At 74.1% G+C, this 22,672-nt stretch carries 20 protein-coding genes, 1 tRNA gene and 2 pseudogenes; 7 read left to right on the top strand and 16 right to left on the bottom strand.

The annotated features are described in order from the left end of the window. The 4 genes and pseudogenes from J5Y04_RS40530 to J5Y04_RS40515 form a co-directional block, all read right to left on the bottom strand. A pseudogene (locus tag J5Y04_RS40530) lies at positions 1-1,340 on the bottom strand (hypothetical protein); the annotation flags it as partial. A gap of 87 nt (positions 1,341-1,427) precedes the next feature. Then, entirely contained in the window at positions 1,428-2,429 is a 1,002-nt protein-coding gene (locus J5Y04_RS40525; protein WP_209417556.1) for an SMI1/KNR4 family protein, read from the bottom strand. A 250-nt stretch (positions 2,430-2,679) separates the two neighbouring features. Then, positions 2,680-3,702, bottom strand: a pseudogene (locus J5Y04_RS40520) (DegT/DnrJ/EryC1/StrS family aminotransferase); the annotation flags it as partial. Positions 3,703-3,817: 115 nt separating this feature from the next. Beyond that, complete coding sequence (locus tag J5Y04_RS40515; RefSeq protein WP_209417555.1) at positions 3,818-4,510, bottom strand: DegT/DnrJ/EryC1/StrS family aminotransferase; 693 nt, start codon at positions 4,508-4,510, stop codon at positions 3,818-3,820. Positions 4,511-4,888: 378 nt separating this feature from the next. Here J5Y04_RS40515 and J5Y04_RS40510 point away from each other — a divergent pair, with 378 nt between their 5' ends. Both J5Y04_RS40510 and J5Y04_RS40505 read left to right on the top strand, forming a co-directional pair. Continuing rightward, on the top strand, positions 4,889-5,344 hold the full coding sequence (locus J5Y04_RS40510) for a YwqJ-related putative deaminase (RefSeq protein WP_209417554.1): 456 nt from the start codon (positions 4,889-4,891) through the stop codon (positions 5,342-5,344). A 101-nt stretch (positions 5,345-5,445) separates the two neighbouring features. Then, the gene (locus J5Y04_RS40505; protein WP_209417557.1) at positions 5,446-5,937 is read left to right on the top strand and encodes an SUKH-3 domain-containing protein; all 492 of its coding nucleotides are present in this window, start codon (positions 5,446-5,448) and stop codon (positions 5,935-5,937) included. Between the two features lie 90 nt (positions 5,938-6,027). Here J5Y04_RS40505 and J5Y04_RS40500 read toward each other — a convergent pair whose 3' ends face one another. Beyond that, complete coding sequence (locus J5Y04_RS40500; RefSeq protein ID WP_209417553.1) at positions 6,028-7,296, bottom strand: sensor histidine kinase; 1,269 nt, start codon at positions 7,294-7,296, stop codon at positions 6,028-6,030. Between the two features lie 259 nt (positions 7,297-7,555). Here J5Y04_RS40500 and ppc point away from each other — a divergent pair, with 259 nt between their 5' ends. Beyond that, the gene (gene ppc / locus J5Y04_RS40495) at positions 7,556-10,369 is read left to right on the top strand and encodes a phosphoenolpyruvate carboxylase (protein ID WP_209417552.1); all 2,814 of its coding nucleotides are present in this window, start codon (positions 7,556-7,558) and stop codon (positions 10,367-10,369) included. Positions 10,370-10,517: 148 nt separating this feature from the next. On the opposite strand, the gene J5Y04_RS40490 is transcribed toward ppc, so the two are convergent. From J5Y04_RS40490 to J5Y04_RS40465, 6 genes are all read right to left on the bottom strand, one after another. Beyond that, positions 10,518-10,841 (bottom strand): hypothetical protein, encoded by a 324-nt coding sequence (locus J5Y04_RS40490; RefSeq protein ID WP_148643178.1) that lies wholly within the window; start codon positions 10,839-10,841, stop codon positions 10,518-10,520. A gap of 144 nt (positions 10,842-10,985) precedes the next feature. Continuing rightward, complete coding sequence (pth, locus tag J5Y04_RS40485; RefSeq protein WP_209417551.1) at positions 10,986-11,567, bottom strand: aminoacyl-tRNA hydrolase; 582 nt, start codon at positions 11,565-11,567, stop codon at positions 10,986-10,988. Positions 11,568-11,702: 135 nt separating this feature from the next. After that, positions 11,703-12,293: a 50S ribosomal protein L25/general stress protein Ctc gene (locus J5Y04_RS40480; RefSeq protein WP_209417550.1), complete on the bottom strand. Its 591-nt coding sequence runs from the start codon at positions 12,291-12,293 to the stop codon at positions 11,703-11,705. 283 nt (positions 12,294-12,576) lie between these two features. Next, positions 12,577-13,554 carry a ribose-phosphate diphosphokinase gene (locus J5Y04_RS40475; RefSeq protein WP_209417549.1) on the bottom strand — a complete coding sequence of 326 codons (978 nt, stop codon included), beginning with the start codon at positions 13,552-13,554 and terminating at the stop codon, positions 12,577-12,579. A gap of 202 nt (positions 13,555-13,756) precedes the next feature. After that, a complete protein-coding gene (gene glmU, locus J5Y04_RS40470; RefSeq protein ID WP_209417548.1) occupies positions 13,757-15,214 on the bottom strand; it encodes a bifunctional UDP-N-acetylglucosamine diphosphorylase/glucosamine-1-phosphate N-acetyltransferase GlmU in 1,458 nt (485 codons plus the stop codon). Between the two features lie 141 nt (positions 15,215-15,355). Beyond that, a tRNA-Gln gene (locus J5Y04_RS40465) sits at positions 15,356-15,426 on the bottom strand. A 240-nt stretch (positions 15,427-15,666) separates the two neighbouring features. On the opposite strand from J5Y04_RS40465, the gene J5Y04_RS40460 reads away from it, so the two are divergent. Together J5Y04_RS40460 and J5Y04_RS40455 are read left to right on the top strand one after the other, a co-directional pair. Continuing rightward, positions 15,667-16,638 carry a fatty acid desaturase gene (locus J5Y04_RS40460; RefSeq protein WP_209417547.1) on the top strand — a complete coding sequence of 324 codons (972 nt, stop codon included), beginning with the start codon at positions 15,667-15,669 and terminating at the stop codon, positions 16,636-16,638. Positions 16,639-16,811: 173 nt separating this feature from the next. Continuing rightward, complete coding sequence (locus J5Y04_RS40455; RefSeq protein WP_148643184.1) at positions 16,812-17,414, top strand: TetR/AcrR family transcriptional regulator; 603 nt, start codon at positions 16,812-16,814, stop codon at positions 17,412-17,414. Between the two features lie 48 nt (positions 17,415-17,462). On the opposite strand, the gene J5Y04_RS40450 is transcribed toward J5Y04_RS40455, so the two are convergent. Next, a complete protein-coding gene (locus tag J5Y04_RS40450) occupies positions 17,463-18,257 on the bottom strand; it encodes a methyltransferase domain-containing protein (RefSeq protein ID WP_209417546.1) in 795 nt (264 codons plus the stop codon). Positions 18,258-18,368: 111 nt separating this feature from the next. Here J5Y04_RS40450 and J5Y04_RS40445 point away from each other — a divergent pair, with 111 nt between their 5' ends. Next, positions 18,369-18,866 (top strand): MarR family winged helix-turn-helix transcriptional regulator, encoded by a 498-nt coding sequence (locus J5Y04_RS40445; protein WP_209417545.1) that lies wholly within the window; start codon positions 18,369-18,371, stop codon positions 18,864-18,866. A 52-nt stretch (positions 18,867-18,918) separates the two neighbouring features. Here J5Y04_RS40445 and J5Y04_RS40440 read toward each other — a convergent pair whose 3' ends face one another. From J5Y04_RS40440 to J5Y04_RS40430, 3 genes are all read right to left on the bottom strand, one after another. After that, on the bottom strand, positions 18,919-19,590 hold the full coding sequence (locus J5Y04_RS40440; RefSeq protein WP_209417544.1) for a nucleoside-diphosphate sugar epimerase/dehydratase: 672 nt from the start codon (positions 19,588-19,590) through the stop codon (positions 18,919-18,921). A 61-nt stretch (positions 19,591-19,651) separates the two neighbouring features. Beyond that, complete coding sequence (locus J5Y04_RS40435; RefSeq protein ID WP_209417543.1) at positions 19,652-20,572, bottom strand: response regulator transcription factor; 921 nt, start codon at positions 20,570-20,572, stop codon at positions 19,652-19,654. Positions 20,573-20,834: 262 nt separating this feature from the next. Continuing rightward, on the bottom strand, positions 20,835-21,416 hold the full coding sequence (locus J5Y04_RS40430) for an NADPH-dependent FMN reductase (protein WP_209417542.1): 582 nt from the start codon (positions 21,414-21,416) through the stop codon (positions 20,835-20,837). Between the two features lie 121 nt (positions 21,417-21,537). Between J5Y04_RS40430 and J5Y04_RS40425 the strand changes: the two genes are divergently transcribed. Next, the gene (locus J5Y04_RS40425; RefSeq protein WP_209417541.1) at positions 21,538-22,194 is read left to right on the top strand and encodes a TetR/AcrR family transcriptional regulator; all 657 of its coding nucleotides are present in this window, start codon (positions 21,538-21,540) and stop codon (positions 22,192-22,194) included. 84 nt (positions 22,195-22,278) lie between these two features. Here J5Y04_RS40425 and J5Y04_RS40420 read toward each other — a convergent pair. Continuing rightward, the coding region (locus J5Y04_RS40420) for an NAD-dependent epimerase/dehydratase family protein (RefSeq protein ID WP_209417540.1) at positions 22,279-22,672 on the bottom strand (394 nt) is incomplete at its 5' end.

Genomic DNA, 22,672 nt, shown 5'->3' with positions numbered 1-22,672 from the left:
GCCGGGGGCGGGGGCGGCGGGGCACCGCCCGCGCTGCGGCCGAGGGCGCCCTGCGGCGCGTCACCGGCGGGCGGGGCGGCGGGCGAGCCGGGGCCGGGAGCGCCCGGCAGGCCGGCCAGACCCGGCAGACCGTCCGGCGAGGCCAGCATGGTCGCCGCGTACTCCACGGGCGCACCCGGACCGGCTGTACCCGGCGCACCAGGCCCGGCAGGAACACCCGGCGCACCCGGGCCACCCGGCGCACCCGGCAGGCCGGCCAGACCCGGCAGACCGTCCGGCGGCGCCAGCATGGTCGCCGCGTACTCCACGGGCGCACCCGGACCGGCAGCACCAGGCGCACCCGGCCCGGCAGGAACACCCGGCGTACCCGGAGCACCCGGGCCCCCCGGAGCACCCGGAGCACCCGGCAGACCGGCCAGACCCGGCAGGCCCTCCGGCGGTGCCAGCAGGGTGCGCGCGGGCTCGGCGGCAGACCCCTCGGCCGGGGCCGGAGGCCTGTCGTAGCCGCTCACGGGCAGCAGTTCGGTGGCCGCCTCGGCGCCGGGCCGGGGCTCACCGGGCAGGCCGGCCCCGTTGGTGCGCAGCCCGTCGGGCAGCAGCACGGTCGCGGCCTCGACCCCCGGGGAGCCGGCCGCCGGCGCCGGCGGAGCGGCCGGGCCGGCCGGCGCGACGGGCGCGGGCGACGGGACGGGGAAGGCCGGCTCGTCGTGGCCGGGCGGCGGCGCGAGCATGGTCGGCGCGTCCCCGGCCGGGCGCTCGGAGACCGGCGGCGTGGTCAGCACGGCGGGCGCCGGCACGGGCTCGGAGGCCGCGGCCGGGGCGGGAACGGCGGGGGCGGGCGCGGCCGGCGCGGGGGCGGGAGCAGGCTCCGGCGTCCCCAGCCGCTCGGCCTCGGCCGCGATCGCCGCGGCGCCGGCCTCCTGGAGCCACTGCGGCGGGCTGAGCAGGAAGGACGTCGCCTCGACCGGCCCGGGCGCGGGCCTCGCCGCCCCGGCCGGGTTGGCCGCCACCGGTCGGCCGTAGACCTCCTCGTACTGGCGGACCACCTCGTTGACGGGCAGCGCGGGCCAGAGCGTGCTGGCACCGGAGTCCCGGGCGATCACCAGCCGCACCTCACCGGCCGAACCCCCGGAAGCGGCCGACCCCCCGGAAGCGGCCGGACCGCCGACGCCGTCGGCACCCGCCTCGCCCTGGGTCTGGGCGCCGTCGCCGGGCTGGACCGCCCAGCAGACGAAGCCCAGGTCGAACTCCCGGACCCGCACCTCGCGCTGCTGTGAACGCGGCACCCCGCCGTTGATCCACTCGTCGGCGAGCTCCTGCGCCTGCGCATACGTCACCACGCCCGGTTCACTCCTGTCCCCTTCATCCCCGCCTGCTGCTTCGTCCCGGCTTCTCGGGCACCCTTGACCACCGCCGTCGGGGCCACGTCAGCCCACCGGAACGACGCGGGCGAACCCGCCGTCCACCATCAGTTCCGCCACCGTCTCCAGCTCCGGCGGGCTGCCGGCCAGCCGGAGCAGGAAGGCGTCGAAGTCCTCGCCGCAGGGCAGCAGCAGCCGGGCGACGCGGTCCTCGGGCGCCTCGGGCGCGCCGCCGTCACGGGCGTCGTCGTAGAGGCAGAACCAGACCGAGCCGGTCCGTTCGCCGCGCACCTTGAGCGCCACGATGCCGCCCTGGGCGTAGGCGATGCCCAGGAAGTCCTTGGTGAGGTGGTCGCGCAGGCACTTGTTGGCGTAGACGACGTCCTCGGTGCCGTACTCCTCGCTGAGGGTCAGGAACGGCTGGTCGAGCAGCATCCCGAGCTCGGGGTCGAGCGCCACGCCGACGGGGGCGCGGCCGCCGCCGAGCTTGAGGAAGGTCCGGTAGGCGCCGGGCAGCCGGTAGCCGAGGCGCTCCTCGGCGCGCTGCACGAGGTCCTCGGTGACGCCGATCGGGTCGCCGCCGTCCTTGGCGAGCGAGAAGTGCACGGGGCGGCGTTCCTGCAGCGGGCGGGTGCCGCGGCGGCCGTGGTCGGCGCTGGAGGTGGCCAGGCCGCCGTGGTGCCGCAGCAGCGCCTTGACCTCGACCGGGACCAGCTCCATCCGGCGCCAGCCGGGCGCGGCCCGGCCGACCGCGTGGTGCCAGGTCCAGCCGGGCGGTGTGGCGACGGCGGTCTCCAGGTCGGCCCAGAGCGGGTGGCCCTGGGTGAACTGCGCGGCGTTGGCCGAGACGTAGTCGGTCAGGCGCAGCTCGTCGACGCCGAAGCCCTCCGGCGGGTCCGCGACCTCGGCCGCCGCGGCGGCGTAGGGGCCGAAGTCCGGGAAGCCGTACTCGTCCACCCGGACCCCGGCCGGGTGCCGCTCCGCGCGGACCGGGTCCGGGAACTGCACCACCTGACCTGCGTACGCCGCGTTCGGTGCGGCGGCGACGCCGGGCCGACCTGTCGTCATCTGGGAGCCCCCACTGGCTGCTGCAAAATACTCCGGTGCGCTTGCTGGCTACCAGCGTAGGGGGTCGGCCCTGGCCACGGACCCCCGCCCGGGGGGCGGGGCCGGATCGGGGCCGGGGGTCCGTCCCCGAACTCCCGGCACCGCCCGGCCGGCGGGGGTCCGCGGACGGGCCCTGGACGAGCGCCTTGGCGAGGGCCTCGGCGACGCGCTCCTGCTGGCCCTCGGTGATCTGCGGGTAGAGCGGCAGGGTGAGCAGCTCCCGGGCGGCCTGCTCGGCGACCGGGAACGTCCCCTCGCCGTGGCCGAGGTGACGGAACGCGGGCTGGAGGTGGACCGGCACGGGGTAGTGGACGCCCGCGCCGACGCCGGCCGCGTGCAGGGCGTCCCGGTCCCGGCCGGGCCCGATCCGGACCGCGTACAGGTGCCAGACGTGCTCGTTGCCGGGCGCGGTCCGGGGCGTGGTGACGCCGTCGAGCCCGGCCAGCAGGAGGTCGTAGCGGCCGGCGGCGGCCCGGCGGGCGTCGTTCCAGGCGGGCAGCCGGCGCAGCTTGGCCCGCAGGACGACGGCCTGGAGGGCGTCCAGCCGGGAGTTGAAGCCGAACCGCTCGTGCTCGTACTTGCAGCCGGAGCCGTGGTCGCCGATCAGCCGGACGGCGGTGGCCAGGTCGTCGTCGTCGGTGACGACGGCGCCCGCGTCGCCGTACGCGCCGAGGTTCTTGCCGGGGTAGAAGCTGGTGGCGGAGATCGGGCCGTGGAAGGCGCGGTCGTGCTGCCGGGCGCCCTGGGACTGCGCGGCGTCCTCCACCACGGGCCGGTCGCCGGCCAGTTCCAGCAGCGGCGCCATCGGGGCGAGCTGCCCGTTGAGGTGGACGGGCAGCAGCGCCACCGCGTCCGGCAGGGCGTCGGCGACCCGCGCCGGATCGATCAGCAGGTGGTCGGGGTCGGCGTCGACCAGCACCGGGCGCAGGCCGGCCCGGACCACGGCCTCGGCGGTGGCGACGAAGGTGTTGGCGGGCAGCACCACTCCCCCGCCGGGCGGCAGGTCGAGGGCGCGCAGGGCCAGTTCGAGGGCGTCGGTGCCGTTGGCGGCGCCCACGCAGTGCCGGGCGCCGGAGAAGGCGGCGTACTCCTGCTCGAAGCCGTCCGCCTCGGGGCCGCGGATGTAGCCGCCGGTGGCCAGCACCCGGTCGAACCCGGCCCGGACCTCGGCCTCCACCTCGGCGTGGGCGGCCTTCAGGTCGACGAGCGGGACGGGCGGCTGATCGGCGGTCATCCTGGTCTCCCCCTGGGGCGTCTCGGCGGACGGGTCGGACGTACGGCGGTCCCGGGTCGGTCCGGTGGGCGCGCGGCCCGGCCGGGCGCGGGCGGGTCAGCCGGACGCGGGCGGGTCAGCCGAGCGCGGCGCGCAGGGCGGCGGCCACCCGGTCCTGCTGCTCCTCGGTCAGCGCGTGGTAGAGCGGCAGGATCAGCGAGCGCCGGGTGAGCAGTTCGGTGGCGGGCAGCGGCACCCGCGCCGTCCCCTTGTACGGGGCCTCCAGGTGGGCGGCCATGATGCCGCGCCGGGCGGAGACGCCGGCTGCGGCGAGCCGGGCGAGCAGCTCGGCCCGGTCGGGGGCGCCGTCGGGCGGCAGCACCCAGCAGGACTGGTAGTTGGTGGTGCCGTGGGCCGGGTCGGCGACCAGCCCCCGGTACCGTTCGGCGAGTTCGCGCCGCCGGGCGACCATGGCGGGCAGCTTGCGCAGCTGCACCACGCCGATGGCGGCCTGGACGTCGGTCATCCGGTAGTTGAAGCCGATCTCGTCATAGGTCTCCAGCAGGCTCGCGCCGCCGGCCGCGGCGTGCCGGTCGGCCGCCGAGACGCTCATCCCGTGCTCGCGCGGCCGCCGCAGCCGGGCGGCGAGTACGCCGTCCTGGCAGGTGACCATGCGCCCTCGCCGGTGGTGAGCAGCTTGCGCGGGTGGTAAGGAGTAGACGGCGATCCCGGCGGTGCTGCCGGCCGGCCGGCCGACCCCGGTACACCGTGCCGGCGCCACAGGCGGGTGCTCACCGGGAGCCTCGTTGGCGGTTTCCGTCCCCGTCATCGCAAGACCCCCCTTGCTCGACCCCGGAGCCCCCTTGCCCCGGCGGTCTCAACGGCCAGAGCAGGCAAAGGAGTTGTCATGTCACGCCGGAAACCCCCCATCCGGCCGGCCACCCCTCGGCCCACTGCTGGAACGCTACCGGCCACCACTCACGACCGGGGGCGGATCGGGGAAACCGGAGGACGGGTCGTGACGACGGCGTGCGGATCCGGCCAGCGTCCCGTGCGCGTCCGGCCTGCCGCCGGGACCGATCGTCCACCCTCGTACCCCGGTTGTGCGGATGTCGGTGACATTTGACAGTCTTGCCCCGGGCCAACCCTGCCGGCCGTGCCGTCGGCGGGAAGAGGAACGGGAAGAGGAAGAGGAGGAGGACGACGCATGACCACCGGGGAACCGGCCGGGCCGCCCCTGTTGCGCCACCACCGCGACAGCCTGCTGCCCGCCGTCGCCGCCGCCCTGTCGCTGAAGGGCGGGGAGGTGCACACGCTGGCCGGTGACAAGCCCGCCCGGCGTCCGCTGCTGCACCCGCTGGTCGCCGACTTCCTGGACGCGCTGCCGCTGGAGCACCGCGAGCGGTTCACCGGCCGCTGCCCGGAGGCCGTCCTGCTCTCCCAGTACCTGGCCACGGTCGACGCCCGGCGCTCCAAGCGCGCCTCCCGCAAGCCGATGAGCGTCCAGGACGCCCGCAAGGCGCTCAAGGGCTCCCGGCTGACCACCGTCCGGATCCGCGAGGAGCACGACCCGGCCCACGGCACCCACGCGCCGCCCTGCCGCTCCTGCGCGCCGCTGCTGGAGCACTTCACCGTGCAGAGCGTGGCCGTCGGCCCGCGCTGACCCGGCACCCCCGCACGCCCCCTGCCCCCGACCCACCGGAGCCCGTCCTGAACCCGCCCAGCCCGCCCCAGCCCCCGCCGACCACGCTCGGCGGGCCCGCCCTGCGGACCCGCCCGCGCTTCCCCGCCGACGTCGCCGCCGAGCTGAAGGCGGCCGGCTGGCACCCCGGCCGCTGGGAGATCCGGCAGGCCGAGGAGTGGGCCGACACCCTGGTGGGGTACGGCAGCCCGGCCGGCGTCCAGCACACGGTGTTCCCGGCGGCGGTGGAGGCCTGGGCCGAGTTCGGCGGCCTCGCCTTCGACCTCGCCGGCCCGGGGCGGCAGCAGGCCCGCACGCCGTTCCTGGTCGACCCGCTCCGCGGGCTCCACCAGCCGCGCACCCTGGCCGACCTCGGCCGCGCCCTGGACACCCGGCTGGCCCCGCTCGGCGAGGAGGCGTACGGGCAGGCGCTGCTCGCCGTCGACGAGGAGGGCCGGGTCTTCAGCCTCGACCACACCGGCGAGTGGTTCCTCGGCCACGGCATCGACCAGGCGATCACCGCGCTGGTCCTCGGCACCGCCCCCGAACGGCTGCGCACCGCCGACGAGACGTAGCCGCCGCGCACCCCGGGCCGCCCGGGCCCCGGGCGGCCGGCGGTCCCGGCCGGTCACGGTCCCTGCCGGCTGCGGTCCCGGACGGGCTGTTCAGGCCAGCCGGTCGGTCCGGACCGCCAGCCGGGAGGGCAGCACGGCCTCCACCCGGAACCCGCCGTCGCGCTCGGACCCGGCCGAGAAGGTGCCGCCCAGCGCGACCACCCGCTCGCGCATCCCGACCAGCCCGTTGCCGCCGCTGGGCAGCGCCGCCGCGCCGCGCTCGCCGTCCGGGCAGGCGTTCACCACGCTCACCCGCACGCCGTTCGGCGCGTACGCCAGCAGCACGGACACCTCCGCGCCGCCGGCGTGCTTGTGCGCGTTGGTCAGGCCCTCCTGCACCACCCGGTACGCGGTCTGCTCGGCCTCGGTGGTGAACTCCTGGCGGCTGCCGCTGACGGTGAGGGTGACGGCCATCCCCGCCGCCCGGGACTGGTCGACCAGCCGGGGCAGCGCGGTCAGCGAGTCCGGCTCCGGCGCGGCCTCGTCCGACATCCGCAGCACCCCGAGGATCTCGCGCAGCTCGTTCAGCGCCTGCCGGCCGACCTCGCCCATCAGCTTGGCGCTCTGCGCGGCCTTCTGCGGGTCCTTGGCCACGATCCGCTCCAGCGCCCCGGCGTGCACCACCATCAGCGACACCCGGTGCGCCACCACGTCGTGCATCTCCCGGGCGATCCGGGTCCGCTCCTCCAGGCGGGCCCGGCGGGCGCGCTCGCGGGCCTGCTCGGCCAGCAGGTCCAGCTCGGTCTCCAGGCCGTGCGCGCGGTCCTTGAGCGACTCGATCAGCCGTCGCCGCGCGCCCATGTAGAGGCCGGTCACCACCGGCGGCACGGTCAGGCCGACGGCCACCAGCACCGCCAGCAGCACCTGGCCCCAGAGCGGCGGCTGCTCGACCGACGTGTCGGAGGGCGTCAGCATCGACACCAGCATCACGGCGACCGCCTCGGCGAAGGCCAGCGCCGACAGCGCCACCACCCGCCGCCGCCGGGAGGGCCACTCCCAGGTCTCCGCCAGCGTGTACAGCGACACCACCAGCAGCACCACGCCGAGCATCCCGGGCATCGCCACCAGGGCCACCAGCACCGGGACCGCCGGCCAACGCCGCCTCAGCACCAGGCTGGCCCCGGCCATCGCACCGAACAGCGCGACGCCGACGATCGCGAACGTCCCCATGTGAACCCGGGGCGCCAGGAAGGCGACCGCGCTGGCCGCGCACTCCAGGGCCGCCAGCGCGGCCAGCCCGATGTCCAGGAGAGCGCTGCGGCGCCGCTCCCACCACCAGAACGACCGGTCCTGCGCGCGCTCCCCAGGCGACTTGCTCATAGCCCCACAGCCTAAGCGTCAACCTCACCCCCTCCCCACCCGGTGTCGTCCCGACACCCTTTCGGGTGGCCAAGTGGTCCAGACCACTTATCAAGAACGTGATCTTGTCCGCCATCCGGCCACCTCGCGGACACCACCCCTCCCGACACCTATGCTGGTCGCGTCGGACAGCGCGGTCCGCACGCGTCACACGCGCCACACGCGCGCGGAACTGTGGCGATGAGCCGTTGCCGAACCCCACCACCACAGGGAGCCAGCCGTGACCGCTCCGGTCCCCAACCCGGCGGACAACCCCAGCCGTGTCAGCGCATCCGGCGCCGAGGCTGACAACACAGCCCTGCGCGCGGACATCCGCCGCCTCGGCGACCTCCTCGGCGAGACGCTCGTCCGCCAGGAGGGCCCCCAGCTGCTCGGCCTGGTCGAACAGGTCCGCCTGCTCAGCCGCACCGACGGCGAGGCCACCGCCGAGCTGCTCTCCGACATCGACCTGGAGACCGCCGCCAAGCTCGTCCGCGCCTTCTCGACCTACTTCCACCTCGCCAACGTCACCGAACAGGTGCACCGCGGACGCGAGTTCGCCACCCGCCGGGCCCGCGAGGGCTCCCTGCTCGCGCAGACCGCCGACCAGCTGGCCGACGCGGACCCCAAGCACCTCGCGGACACCCTCGCCCACCTGGCCGTCCGCCCGGTCTTCACGGCCCACCCCACCGAGGCCGCCCGCCGCAGCGTCCTCAACAAGCTCCGCCGCATCGGCGAGCTCCTCGACCGGATCCACCGCGAGCAGCTCGCCTCCGGCCTCGCCGCGGCCGACCCCGCCCGGACCACCTCCGCCAAGCGCCAGGCCGACCGCCGCCTCGCCGAGGTCATCGACCTGCTCTGGCAGACCGACGAACTGCGGATCGCCCGCCCGGAGCCCACCGACGAGGCCCGCAACGCCGTCTACTACCTGGACGAGCTGTACCGCGAGGCCGTCCCCGAGGCCCTGGAGGAGCTCCACGAGGAGCTCGCCCGGGTCGGCCTCACCCTGCCCGACGGCGTCCGCCCGCTCACCTTCGGCACCTGGATCGGCGGCGACCGCGACGGCAACCCCAACGTCACCCCGCAGGTCACCTGGGACGTCCTCAACCTCCAGCACGAGTACGGCATCAAGGACGCCCTCGCCGCCGTCGACGACCTGCGCAGCTCCCTCTCCACCTCCGAGCGGCTGGCCGGCGCCTCGGTCGAGCTGCTCGCCTCGCTCAACACCGACCTGCACCTGCTCCCCGAACTCAGCCCGCGCTACAAGCGGATGAACGCCGAGGAGCCCTACCGCCTCAAGGCCACCTGCGTCCGCCTCAAGCTGGAGAACACCCGCGAGCGGCTCGCCCACGGCACCCCGCACACCGCCGGCCGCGACTACCTCGGCACCCGCGAGCTGATCGCCGACCTGCGCCTCATCCAGGACTCCCTGCGCGCCCACCGCGGCGGCCTGATCGCCGACGGCCGGCTCGCCCGCGCCATCCGCACCATCGAGGCGTTCGGCCTCCAGCTCGCCACCATGGACGTCCGCGAGCACGCCGAGGCCCACCACCACGCGCTCGGCCAGCTCTTCGACCGGCTCGGCGAGGAGGCCTGGCGCTACGCCGACATGCCCCGCGAGTACCGGCAGAAGCTGCTCGCCAAGGAACTCCGCTCACGCCGGCCGCTCGCCCCCACCCCGGCCCCGCTGGACGCCGCCGGCACCAAGACCCTCGGCGTCTTCAACACCATCCGCGAGGGCTTCGAGCGCTTCGGCGACGAGATCGTCGAGAGCTACATCATCTCGATGTGCCAGGGCGCCGACGACGTCTTCGCCGCCACCGTCCTCGCCCGCGAGGCCGGCCTGATCGACCTGCACGCCGGGATCGCCAAGATCGGCATCGTGCCGCTGCTGGAGACCACCGACGAGCTCCAGGAGGCCGACCGGATCCTGGACGAGATGCTCTCCGACCCCTCCTACCGGCTGCTCGTGTCGCTGCGCGGGGACGTCCAGGAGGTCATGCTCGGCTACTCCGACTCCTCCAAGTTCGGCGGCATCACCACCTCCCAGTGGGAGATCCACCGCGCCCAGCGCCGACTGCGCGACGTCGCCCACCGCTACGGCATCCGGCTGCGCCTCTTCCACGGCCGCGGCGGCACCGTCGGCCGCGGCGGCGGCCCCTCCCACGAGGCCATCCTGGCCCAGCCCTGGGGCACCCTGGAGGGCGAGATCAAGGTCACCGAGCAGGGCGAGGTCATCTCCGACAAGTACCTGCTGCCCTCGCTGGCCCGGGAGAACCTCGAACTGACCCTCTCGGCCACCCTCTCCGCCTCCGCGCTGCACACCGCCCCGCGCCAGGCCCCCGAGGAGCTGGCCCGCTGGGACGCCGCCATGGACCAGGTCTCCGAGGCCGCCCACACCTCCTACCGGGCCCTCGTCGAGCAGGAGGACCTGCCGAAGTACTTCTTCGCCGCCACCCCGGTCGACCAGCTCGCCTCGCTGCACCTGGGCTCCCGCCCGTCCCGCCGCCCCGACTCCGGCGCCGGCCTGGACGGCCTGCGGGCCATCCCGTGGGTCTTCGGTTGGACCCAGTCCCGCCAGATCGTCCCCGGCTGGTACGGCGTCGGCTCCGGCCTCGCCGCCGCCCGCGAGGCCGGCCTCGGCGACGTGCTCGACGAGATGCACGGCTCCTGGCACTTCTTCCAGAACTTCCTGTCCAACGTCGCCATGACGCTGGCCAAGACCGACCTGCGGATCGCCCGCCACTACGTCGAGCAGCTGGTGCCGGCCGAACTGCACCACATCTTCGACCAGATCACCGCCGAGCACGACCGCACCCTGCGCGAGGTGCTCCGGCTCACCGGCGAGAGCGAGCTGCTGGAGCACAACCCGGTGCTCAAGCAGACCTTCACCGTCCGCGACGCCTACCTCGACCCGATCTCCTACCTCCAGGTGGCACTGCTGCGCCGCCAGCGCGAGGAGGCCGCCTCCGGCCGCCACGAGGACCCGCTGCGCGCCCGCGCGCTGCTGCTGACCGTCAACGGCATCGCGGCCGGCCTGCGCAACACCGGCTGATCCCGGCCACCGCACAGGAAGGGCCCCGCACCGCGGGGCCCTTTCCCGTTCCCGGGCGCAGGACCCCCGTTCCCGGGCGGAGAACCGGCACCGGAGAACGCCGCAGGGGCCGGCGCCCGGTACCCCGGACCCGGCCCCTGCGGCCTCGTCACTCCCCCAGGTCGCCCGCGCGCCGGCGCTTCACCCACAGGGCCGCGCCGCCCGCCGCCACGACCAGACCGCCGCCGACGGCCAGCAGGCCCGCGTCACCGCCGACCGAGCCGCCCAGCACCGGGCCGAACTGCGCCGACGCCGGATCCGAGGACACCACACCCGGATCGGGCTCCGCCACCGCGTCGGCGTGCGCCACGCCACCGGTGAGCAGCACCCCGGCCGCTCCCAGCGCACCGGCCGTACCCACCCGTCGTCCGAGCTGCCGCAGCCGGACCACCCGGACCCGACGAAGACGCCGGACCGGCCGAAAACTCCGCATCGAGAACTCCCCAGAACCCGTTCGCGTACTCGCCCGACGCTATCGGATCCCGCACACGGTTCTCACACCTATTCAGGTTTGGACGGCCAAGCGTTGTACGACTGTTGCGTACACCCGCCCGGCACCTGACGGCCAGTCACCGGCTCAGGAGTTGTACGTCCCCTGCGCCCGCTCCAGGCCCTCCGTCAGCAGCGCCTCGACCGCGTCCGCCGACCGGTCCACGAACCAGTCCAGCTCCTTGCGCTCGGCGCCGGAGAAGTCCTTCAGGACGAAGTCCGCGACCTCCATCCGGCCCGGCGGGCGGCCGATCCCGCAGCGCACCCGGTGGTAGTCCGGGCCCAGCGACTTGGTGATCGACTTCAGCCCGTTGTGGCCGTTGTCCCCGCCGCCCAGCTTCAGCCGCAGCGCCGCGTAGTCGATGTCCAGCTCGTCGTGGACCGCCACCACCGCCGAGGCCGGCACCTTGTAGAAGTCCCGCAGCGCCGTCACCGGGCCGCCGGAGAGGTTCATGAACGACATCGGCTTGGCCAGCACCACCCGGCGCCCCGCCAGCCGGCCCTCGGCGGTCTGGGCCCGGCTCTTGTGCGCCTTGAACTTCACCCCCATCCGCTGGGCCAGCAGGTCCACCACCATGAACCCGATGTTGTGCCGGTTCCGGGCGTACTGCTCGCCCGGGTTGCCCAGGCCCACCACCAGCCAGGGGCCCTCGTACACGTCCTCGCTCATGCTCCCGCCTCGCTCCGCTCACTCATCCCGCGCTCCTGGTACTCGACCCTCGTCGTCATCATCCCGGACATGCCGCTGCCCCGGCCGCTCCCAGTACGGGAGCGGCCGGGGCAGCGGTCAGGCTGTACGCGGGGCTCAGGCCTCGGCGCCGGCCTCGGCCTCGGCGGCCTCCTCCTCGGCCGGGGCGGCCTGGGCGCCGATGACCTGCAGCACGACGGCGTCGGCGTCGACGGCCAGCGAGGTGCCCTTGGGCAGCTCGATGTCACCGGCGGTGATCGAGGCACCGGCCTCCAGGCCCTCGACCGAGACGGTCACGGACTCGGGCAGGTGGGTGGCCTCGGCCTCGATCGGCAGGGCGTTGAGCACGTGCTCCAGCAGGTTGCCGCCGGGGGCCAGCTCGCCCTCGGTGTGCACCGGGATCTCGACGGTGACCTTCTCGCCGCGCTTCACGAGGAGCAGGTCGACGTGCTCGATGGTGCGCTTGATGGCCTCACGCTGGACGGCCTTCGGCAGGACGTACTCGTCCTTGCCCTCGATCGGGACGACCAGCAGGGCGTTCGGGGTCTTGAGGGCCATCATCAGGTCGTGGCCGGGCAGGTTCAAGTGAACCGGGGCGTGGCCGTGGCCGTAGACGACACCGGGGACGAAGCCGGCACGGCGGGCGCGACGGGCGGCACCCTTGCCGAACTCGGTACGGCTCTCAGCGGCAAGGCGGATCTCGGACACGACTGCACTCCTCGTGAAGATGGCACGGGGGTGCAGGCAACGCGAAAAACCGCCGGGACCACACCCTCAGTACGTTCGGGGGTCACTCGGCGGCGTACGACCTCTGCCGACAGCCGGGGTTCCGGCAACGGCAGCGCGTCGATCACGGAGCGGGCACCCGTCGAGCAGGCACACGGCATCCCTCGCCGAGCAGTTTCACGAGTCTAACCGCACCGGCGGCCTCCCGCGAAATCGGCGGCGGCCCCGGCCCGTTCCGGACCGGGGCCGCCTGCGCGGGACTTCGTCAGTGCACGCCCTCGAAGAGGCTGGTGACCGAACCGTCCTCGAACACCTCGCGGATCGCAGCCGCGATCGACGGGGCGATCGACAGCGTCGTGATCTTGTCGAGCTGGAGCTCTGCCGGGGTCGGCAGCGTGTTGGTGAACACGAACTCGCTGACCCGGGAGTTCTTCAGACGGTCGGCCGCCGGACCCGACAGCACACCGTGGGTCGCGGCCACGATCACGTCCGCCGCACCGTTCTCGAACAGCGCGTCGGCCGCGGCGCAGATGGTGCCCGCGGTGTCGATCATGTCGTCGACCAGCACGCAGACCCGGTCCTTGACGTCACCGACCACCTCGGCGGAGAGGATGGTGTTGGCCTGCGTCATGTCGCGGCGCTTGTGGATGATCGCCAGCGGCGCGCCCAGACGGTCCGACCACTGGTCGGCGACCTTCACCCGGCCGGCGTCCGGGGAGACGATGGTCAGCCGGTCACGGTCGACCTTCTCGCCCAGGTAGTCCGCCAGCAGCGGCAGCGCGAACAGGTGGTCGACCGGACCGTCGAAGAAGCCCTGGATCTGCGCGGTGTGCAGGTCCACCGCCATCAGGCGGTCGGCGCCCGCCTGACGCAGCAGGTCCGCGATCAGACGGGCGGAGATCGGCTCCCGGCCCAGGTGCTTCTTGTCCTGCCGCGCATAACCGTAGAACGGCAGGATCGCGGTGATGCTCCGGGCGGAAGCCCGCTTCAGAGCATCGATCATGATCAGCTGCTCCATGATCCACTGGTTGATGGGAGCCGTGTGGCTCTGCATCACGAAGCAGTCCGCGCCGCGCGCCGACTCCAGGAAGCGGACGTAGATCTCACCATTGGCGAAGTCCAGGGCCTTGGTCGGGACCAGCTCGGTCCCCAGCGCCGCAGCCACCTCCCTCGCCAGCTCAGGATGGGCACGGCCGGAGAAGAGCTTCAGTTTCTTCTCACCCGACGTCGTGATCCCGCTCACTGCACCGTCTCCTCGCGTTGCTGACGCTGAACCCGTCCGCACCGCAGGCAGGCACGAGCCCGCTGGCGATAGGGGTCGGGGGAATGTCGGTACGCCTGGACACGGGCGGTAAGCCCAATGGCGCACGTATGTCCCCAAGGTTACGCGCCCGCGCAGAAACCGTCCGCCCCGGTACCGCCCCTCGGACTCCCGCCCGGCCCCGTCAGGCCTCCGCAGCCCCTTCCGACGCCGCGGCCGCAGCCTGCGCCGATGCGGTCCCGGAGCGCTTGCGCTCCACCCAGCCCTCGATGTTGCGCTGCTGCGCCCGGGCCACGCCCAGCGCACCGGGCGGCACGTCGGTGGCGATCACCGAGCCGGCCGCGGTGTAGGCGCCATCACCGACGGTGACCGGGGCGATGAACATGTTGTCGGACCCGGTACGGCAGTGCGCCCCGATCACCGTGCGGTGCTTGTTCACCCCGTCGTAGTTCACCGTGACGGACGCGGCACCGATGTTGCTGCCCTCACCGATGGTGGCGTCCCCGATGTAGGAGAGGTGCGGCACCTTGGCGCCCTCGCCCAGCTCCGAGTTCTTCACCTCGACGTACGTGCCGACCTTCGCCTTGCGGGCCAGCTTCGCCCCCGGCCGCAGGTACGCGTACGGGCCCGCACTCGCGAAGTCGCCCACCTCGGCGCGGTCCGCCGTGGTGTTGCTCACACGGGCGCCGGCACCGATCCGGGTGTCCTTCAGCGTCGAGTTCGGGCCGACCTCGCAGCCCTCGCCGAGGTGGGTGAGGCCCTGCAGCTGCGTGCCCGGCAGCACCACCGCGTCGGGCTCGTACGACACCTGGACGTCGATCCAGGTGGTCGCCGGGTCCACCACGGTGACGCCCGCGCGCATCGCCCGCTCCAGCAGGCGGTCGTTCAGCAGCCGCCGGGCCTGCGCCAGCTGCACCCGGTCGTTGATGCCCAGGATGTCCCGGTAGTCCACGGCCACCACCGCGCCGACCCGGTGGCCGGCCGTCCGCAGGATCTCCAGGGTGTCGGTGAGGTACTCCTCGCCCTGCACGTTGTCGGTGGTCACCCGGGACAGCGCCTCAGCCAGCAGCTTGGCGTCGAAGGCGAAGACCCCGGAGTTGATCTCGGCGATCGCCCGCTGGGCGTCCGAGGCGTCCTTCTCCTCGACGATCGCCGCGACCGCGCCGTCCGCACCGTCCCGCAGGATCCGCCCGTAACCGAACGGGTCCGGCACCACGGCCGTCAGCACCGTGACACCGTTGCCCTGGTCGGCATGGGCCCCGGCGAGCGCCGCCAGCGTCGACCCGGTCAGCAGCGGCGCGTCCCCGGTGGTGACGATCACCGTGCCGTCCAGCTCCACACCGTCCGCCGCCAGCGCCTCCAGCGCCGTCCGCACGGCGTGCCCGGTGCCCTTCTGCTCCTCCTGCACCACGGCGCGCGCCGCCGGGTGGTGCGCCGCCAAGTGCTCCTGCACCTTCTCGCGCATGTGCCCGACCACCACGACCAGGTGCTGCGGCGTCAACTCCTCGGCCGCCGCCACCGCGTGGCCCACCAGCGACCGTCCGCACACCTCGTGCAGCACCTTGGGCAGGTTGTTCGACTTCATCCTGGTCCCGCCACCGGCGGCAAGCACGACAACGGCGGCAGGCGAATTGGCACTCACTGGTGGAGGCTCCTCAGTCGGTTCACAGAGAGGGCAGTGCAGCCCGGCCAGGACCCAGGCCGGTCGCCTTCGCACAGTCTGCCGAGCAGGCCCGACAATACCGGCGGTGGGGTGAAAGGCCCGAAAAACGGGCGCCCGTTGCTCCGCCGCTAGGATTCGAACCCAGACAAAGGCCTCCAAAGGGCCCTGTGCTGCCATTACACCACGGCGGATCGATCATCAACTCGCAGCGCCCGAGGCGCTCCGACACAGACTACGGGTTGCGGCCTCGGACCTCCACCACCATTGCGCGACCGGCCACGCCCGCGCGGGCCTCCCGGAGCTCCGTCCCCCCAGTCGGGTGAAATGCACCTACTCGTCCCCGTCGGCGTATTCCCCCCGCAACCGGGCACAACCTACGATGCCGTAGGTTACGCCAACGTAGCCTCCGCCCCCTCCCCCAAGGGACGCCCATGACCATCCAGGCCGGCGAGGCGCACGCCGATACCGCGCACTCCATCGATCCCGCCCCGACGCGACTGTCCGCCACACGTGGCGGGGAGAAGCAGGGGCTCGCCGAGCGGGTCGCGCTCGGGTTGTTCATCGCCGTACCGTTCGCCGCGCTGCTGGCCGCCGTACCGGTGGCCTGGGGGTGGGGGCTGGGCTGGACGGACGTCGCGATCGCCAGCGCCATGTACTTCCTCACCTGCCACGGGATCACCGTCGGCTACCACCGCTACTTCACCCATGGCGCCTTCAAGGCCAACCGGACCCTTCGGGTCGCCCTCGCGATCGCCGGGTCGCTAGCGATCGAGGGCCCGCTGGTGCGCTGGGTGGCCGACCACCGCAAGCACCACCGGTACAGCGACAAGGACGGCGACCCGCACTCGCCCTGGCGCTACGGCGAGACGGTCCCCGCCCTGCTCAAGGGCCTCTGGTGGGCGCACATGGGCTGGCTCTTCGACGAGGAGCAGACCCCCCAGCTGAAGTACGCGCCGGACCTGGTGCGCGACCCGGCCATAAGGGCGGTCTCCCGGCTGTTCTGGCTCTGGACGACGCTCTCGATGCTGGTGCCGCCGCTGGTCGGCGGGCTGGTCACGCTCTCCTGGCAGGGCGCGCTCTCCGCGTTCTTCTGGGGCTCGCTGGTCCGGGTGGCGCTGCTGCACCACGTCACCTGGTCGATCAACTCGATCTGCCACGCGGTGGGCGCGCACCCGTTCCGCTCCCGGGACCGCTCCGGCAACGTGTGGTGGCTGGCGGTGCTCTCCTGCGGCGAGTCCTGGCACAACCTGCACCACGCGGACCCGACCTCGGCCCGGCACGGCGTGCTGCGCGGGCAGGTGGACTCCTCGGCCCGGCTGATCCGCTGGTTCGAGCTGGCCGGCTGGGCCCGGGACGTCCGCTGGCCGGACGCACAGCGGATCGCCGCCCGCCGCGCCGCATGAGGGCGCGCCTGCAGCATGATGTAGGGGTGAACGGGAGCAGCGCAGACAGCACAGGCGGCCACGAGAGCACGCGGACGGAGGCCGCGTCCGGTGCGGCGCAGGCCCGTCCGCGTGCCGCTGCCCCGGTGGACGGGGCTGCGCCGGCGGGGCGCCGGCGGGGCGGCCGGGTGCGGATGACCGGGAAGCAGCGGCGGGAGCAGCTGCTGGAGATCGGCCGGTCGGTGTTCGCCGAGCGCGGCTACGACGGCACGTCGGTGGAGGAGATCGCCGAGCGGGCGGGCGTCTCCAAGCCGGTGGTGTACGAGCACTTCGGGGGCAAGGAGGGGCTGTACGCGGTGGTGGTGGACCGCGAGATGCAGCTACTGCTGGACATGGTGACGGGGGCGCTGACCGGCGGGCACTCGCGGGAGCTGCTGGAGCAGGCGGCGTTCGCGTTGATGGACTACATCGACACGTCGACGGACGGCTTCAAGATCCTGGTCCGGGATTCGCCGGTCGCCCAGTCGACGGGTACCTTCGCCTCGCTGATCAGCGACATCGCGACGCAGGTCGAGGACATCCTGGGCCTGGAGTTCAAGGCGCGGGGCTTCGACGCGCGGCTGGCCCCGATGTACTCGCAGATGCTGGTCGGGATGGTGGCGCTCACCGGCCAGTGGTGGCTGGAGGTGCGCAAGCCGCAGAAGGCCGAGGTGGCCGCCCATCTGGTCAATCTGGCCTGGCACGGCCTGGAGGGGATGGAGCGGCACCCGAAGCTGGTCGGCGAGCGGAAGGCGTAGGCCCCGGGCCTTCCCGTCGGGCCCGGCCCGGGGGCTCCCCTGCCGGGCCTACCCCTTCCTGACCGCGACGGCGAAGATCCGGCGGAACGGGAAGACGGTGCCGTGCGGCCCGGCCGGGTAGGCCTCGCGGAGCAGGGCGCCGTACTCGGCGAGGAAGGCGTCGCGGTCGGCGGGGTCGGTGAGCCGGGTGAGGACGGGCCGCAGTGCGGTGCCCTTGACCCATTCCAGGACGGGGTCGGGTCCGGTGAGCAGGGTGCTGTAGGTGGTCTCCCAGACGTCGGCGGTGCAGCCGGCGTCGGCGAGGGCCTGGAGGTACTCGCCGGGCTCGTGGACGCCGGCCCGGGCGGTGTCCTCGCCGACGGCCCTGCGCCAGCGGGGGCTGCGGCGCAGTTCGGCGAGCGCGGTGTGGCTGGGCGAGCCGAAGTTGCCGGGCACCTGGAAGGCGATCACGCCGCCGGGTTCCAGGGCGGCGGCCCAGCGCGGCAGCAGTCCGATGTGGCCGTCGATCCACTGCAGAGTGGCGTTCGAGACGATGAGGTCGGGCTTGGCGTCGGCCGGGTCGTACGTGCCCGCGTCGGCGAGCAGGTAGCCGGCGGTGGGCTCGCCGGTGGTGCGGGCGGTGGCGAGCATCTCGGCGGAGTTGTCGATGCCGGTGATCCGGGCGCCGGGCCAGCGCTCGCGCAGGACGGCGGTGGAGTTGCCGGGGCCGCAGCCGATGTCGAGGACGGTGGCGGCGGGTTCGTGCGGGACGGCGGGGACGCGGGCGAGCAGGTCGCGGAGCGGGCGGGTCCGTTCGTCGGCGAAGCGCAGGTACTGTTCCGGGTCCCAGACGGGGGTGGTCATGGTGGGCCTCACAAGTATCTCGACATCAAGATATCTAGACGCAGCTTCCACGTTACATTTCTCGACGTCAAGAGACTTCACATCGACACATCCCCCGATACACTGATCGTCATGGAGGACGAGGTCGACCGCCTGGTCGCAGCATGGCGCCGAGAGCGCCCCGACCTCGACGTGGAACCGCTTGAGGTGCTCAGCCGGGTCAGCCGGCTCGCCCGGCACCTCGACCGCGCCCGCCGGACGGCCTTCGCCGAGCACGGTCTGGAGCCCTGGGAGTTCGACGTGCTGACGGCTCTGCGACGGGCCGGCTCCCCGTACCAGCTCTCCCCCGGTCAGCTGCTGACCCAGACGCTGGTCACCTCCGGCACCATGACCAACCGGATCGACCGCCTCACCGGCAAGGGCCTGGTGAAGCGCCTGCCCGATCCGGACGACCGGCGCGGCGTACTGGTCCGGCTCACCGAGGACGGCCGCGACCGCGCCGACCAGGCACTCGCCGGACTGCTCGCGCACGAGCGCGAGCTGCTCGCCCAGCTCACCGGTGCGCAGCAGGGTGAGCTCGCCGGGCTGCTGCGGCAGCTGGTCGCCCCCTTCGACAACATCCCGGGCTGAACCACGCCCCGGGGCCGGGCACGGAGCCCTGTGGCCCTGCGGCGGCCGCGCGCTAGAAGCCGTCCGGGTAGGGGGCGCTGAGCGCGGGCACCGGGGCGGGCTCGGACTCCGCCGTCCACTCGTCGTGGTCCAGCATGTAGAGCGCGCCGGGGTTGAACGCGTGGACCTGGCGGCAGAGTTCGCTGCCGATCGAGCCGCCGGCGCCGGTCACCAGGACGCGCCGGCCCTCGATCACGTCCCGGACGTCGGCCGAGACCACGTGCACCTCGTGCCGGCCGATCAGCCGGTTGACGTCGAGGCTGCGCATGTCCGAGCCGACCACCTCGCGGCGCAGCGCGGCCAGGAACGACGGCAGGTAGCGGACGGCGGCGCCGGCCGCGGCGGCGCCGGTGGCCAGGGCGCGGACGCGCTGCGGGGCGAGGCCGGGGATGGCCAGTGCGACCACCTGGGCTCGGTGCCGGACGGCGAGTTCGGTGAGTTCGGCGAGGGTGCCGAGGACGGGGACGGCGTCGACGGACCGGCCGGCCTTGGCCGGGTCGTCGTCGAGCAGGCCGACCGGTGCGAGGCCGAAGTCGGGTGTCCGGCCGAGGTCGCGGACCAGGGCGGTGCCGGCCGCGCCGGCGCCGACGACCAGGGTGCGCAGGCCCGTCGGCGGTGCGCTCCGGCCCGTTCCCGGGCTGTTCTGGGCTGTGTGCGGGCGTGCGGAAGTGCTGTGCGGCGACATCTGTCCTCCGGATATCCCCGACCTGACCGGCCTGAGCCGGCACCTGGGTGTTACGGGCGGATCAGCCGGCGCCGGGAGCTGTGGTGGTGGCGGCGGACGGCGTGGCTGTGGGCGCGGCCGGTTCGGACGGGCTGATGCCGGCCCGCCGCGCGACCGCGACGGCGGCCAGGGTGGAGTGCACCCCGAGTTTGCCGAGGACGTTCTGCATGTGGGTGCGCACGGTGTGCGGGGAGAGGTAGAGCCGTTCGGCGACGGCCTGCCGGCCGAGGCCGGCGACCATGCAGCGCAGGATCTGCTTCTCCCGGGGGGTGAGCGTGTCGACGAGGCGCTCGCTCTCGGTGCGGTCCCGCCGGGCGGTGGTGAGTTCCCGGATGACGCCGGTGAGCAGTGCGGGCGGCAGGTGTGTCTCGTCGCGCAGGACCCCGCGGATCACGGACAGCAGGCGGGCCAGCGAACTCTCCTTGGCCACCCAGCCGGTGGCGCCGGCGTGCAGCGCGCGGGCGGCGCGGTGCGGGTCGTCGGCGGTGGCCAGGACGACCGCCCGCAGCCCGGGGTGGTTGCGGCGGATGCGGGCGAGGAGAGTGATGCCGTCGGGGGCCGGGGCGGCGCCGTACTGCGGGGTCGCCGGGTGCGGCGGCGCGGCCGGGTGCACGGCTGCGGGCGGGGCCCCTGCGGGGGCGGGGGCCGGGCGGCGGGGTGCGGGCACGATGGCCGGGGGGCGGCGGCGGGCGGCGTCCAGCGGGTCCGCGGCGGGCCGTGCCGTTCTGCGGGCCGCGGCGGCGGACTCGGCGCCGAGGTCGGCGTCGATCAGGATGACGTCGAAGGCGCGGCCCTCGACGGCGGCGCGTTCCAGCGCGCGCTCGGCGGCGGCGGTGCTGCCGGCGGCGCCGACCTCCACGTCGGACTCGGCGGCGAGCGCCGCGGCCAGTGCCTCGGCGAAGATCCGGTGGTCGTCGACCACCAGGACGCGGATCCGCCCCATCGTCACTCCCCCCTGCTCAGACCGGGCCGGGCCCCGGGCGGAGTGCCCGGTTCCGCCGCCCTGGCCTGGGCACTCGTCCGCCGCCCACCCCCCGGATTGCCGGGAGGACCGAAGGCGCCGACCCCCACCGGTACCGAAATCAGCGTACGGGGGTGGGGGTCGGCCCGGTGGGGGTTTGGTGAAGTTTCGTCAGGAGGTGCGTAGTTGGCGTTAGTTGCCGCCCGTGACGGCGGGGTCCGCCGGCACGGCGCCCGGGTGTGGCTCAGACACCGTACGGGCGGGCGGTGCGGGCGTCCCGCAGCGCGTGCGCCCACCAGGTGAGCTGGTCGAGCATGCCCTTGGCGGCGCCGTTCTGGATGGTCGCGTCGACCGGCTCGCCGTCCTCGCCGAAGAGGCTCCAGACGCTGTGGAAGCTGACGGTGTCGCGGACGGTGGTGGCGTGCAGTTCGGCGAAGACCAGCCGGAGCTGCTCCACGGCGCGCAGGCCGCCGCCGAGACCGCCGTAGGAGACGAAGCCGACGGGCTTGGCCCGCCACTCGGCGCCGTGCAGGTCTATGGCGTTCTTGAGGGCCGCCGGGAAGCTGTGGTTGTACTCGGGGGTGATCACCACGAAGGCGTCGGCGGCGGCCAGCCGGGGCGAGAGCGCGGCGTGCCGCTCGGCCTGCTCGGCGGTGGGCTCCTCGCCCACGTGGGCCAACGGGTGCTCGGCCAGGTCGATGACGTCGATGTCGAGGTCCGTGCGCTGCTCCGCGGTGCGGACGAACCAGTTGGCGACGGTGGGCGCGAAGCGGCCCTGCCGGGTGCTGGCGATGATGACGGCCAGGCGGAACGGGGTCTCGGACATGCGTGCCTCCAGGGATGCGCTGCTGTTCGTCACCGCCGGATCGGACGGCACGTCAGGTAAAGTACAACGTGTATGGCAACTAGTACAACGGTCGCTGTACCCCGCTTTCGAGGGAGGCCCCATGACCAGCCCGCAGGAAACCCCGGACCGCCCCCGGCGGGGCCTCGCCGAGAAGCGCCAGGCCATCATGCGGGCCGCCCGCACGGTCTTCGGGCGGGACGGCTACACCCGTGCCAGCATCGACGCCATCGCGGCGGAGGCCGGGGTGTCCACCCGGACCATCTACAACCACTTCGCGGGCAAGGAGCTGCTCTTCCGGACCGTCGTCCGGGAGAGCTCGGCGCAGGTCGGCGAAGCCCAGCTGGACATCATCGACCGCCGGCTCGGGAAGGTCACCGACCTGGAGGCGGACCTCACCGCCTTCGCCCTGGCCTGGCTGACCCCGCTGACCGAGTTCGCGGACCACTTCGGACTGGTCCGCCAGATCAACGCCGAGGCCCGGCACCTGCCCAAGTCCGCCCTGGACGCCTGGCAGGAGGCCGGGCCGCGCCGGGTGCTCGCCGCGCTCGGGCAGCGGTTCGGCGAACTGGCCGGGCAGGGGTGGCTGGAGGCGCCCGACCCGGGGCGGGCGGCCGCCCACTTCGTGCTGCTGACCACGACCGAGGTCGCCCAGCGCTCGTACTTCGGCGCCTACCCGCTCGCCCGGGCGGAGACCGAGGAGATCGTCGTCGCGGGCGTCCGGGCCTTCCTGCGCGCCTACCCGGCGCCCCGCGGGTGACCTCGCGCGGCCGCGTGCCCCGGACGCGGGAGCGCCGCCCCGGCCCTGCCGGGCGGGGGCGGCGCTCCGCGGAGCCGTCCGGGCCTAGAGGCCGTTCTTCTCCAGGGTGAACTTCCAGGCGTCGGCGACGATGTCGTCCAGGTTCGGGCGGCGCGGGGTCCAGCCCAGCGCCTGGTGGGCGCGCTCGGCGGAGGCCACCAGGACCGCCGGGTCGCCCGCACGGCGGCCGACGGTCCGCACCGGGATCTCGCGGCCGGTGACGCGCCGGACCGACTCGATCACCTCGCGCACCGAGAAGCCGCTGCCGTTGCCCAGGTTGCAGATCAGGTGCTCGCCCGGCCGGGCCGCGTCCAGGGCCAGCAGGTGCGCCTCGGCCAGGTCCGCCACGTGGATGTAGTCGCGGATGCAGGTGCCGTCCGGGGTCGGGTAGTCGTCGCCGTACACCGCGATGTGCTCGCGCTGCCCCAGGGCGGCCTGG

Origin of the sequence: Kitasatospora sp. RG8 (assembly GCF_017813315.1) — a bacterium.
GTDB lineage: Bacteria > Actinomycetota > Actinomycetes > Streptomycetales > Streptomycetaceae > Kitasatospora.
Note: the sequence above shows the minus strand (reverse complement) of the source record. Positions and strands in the feature narration are given on the sequence as shown.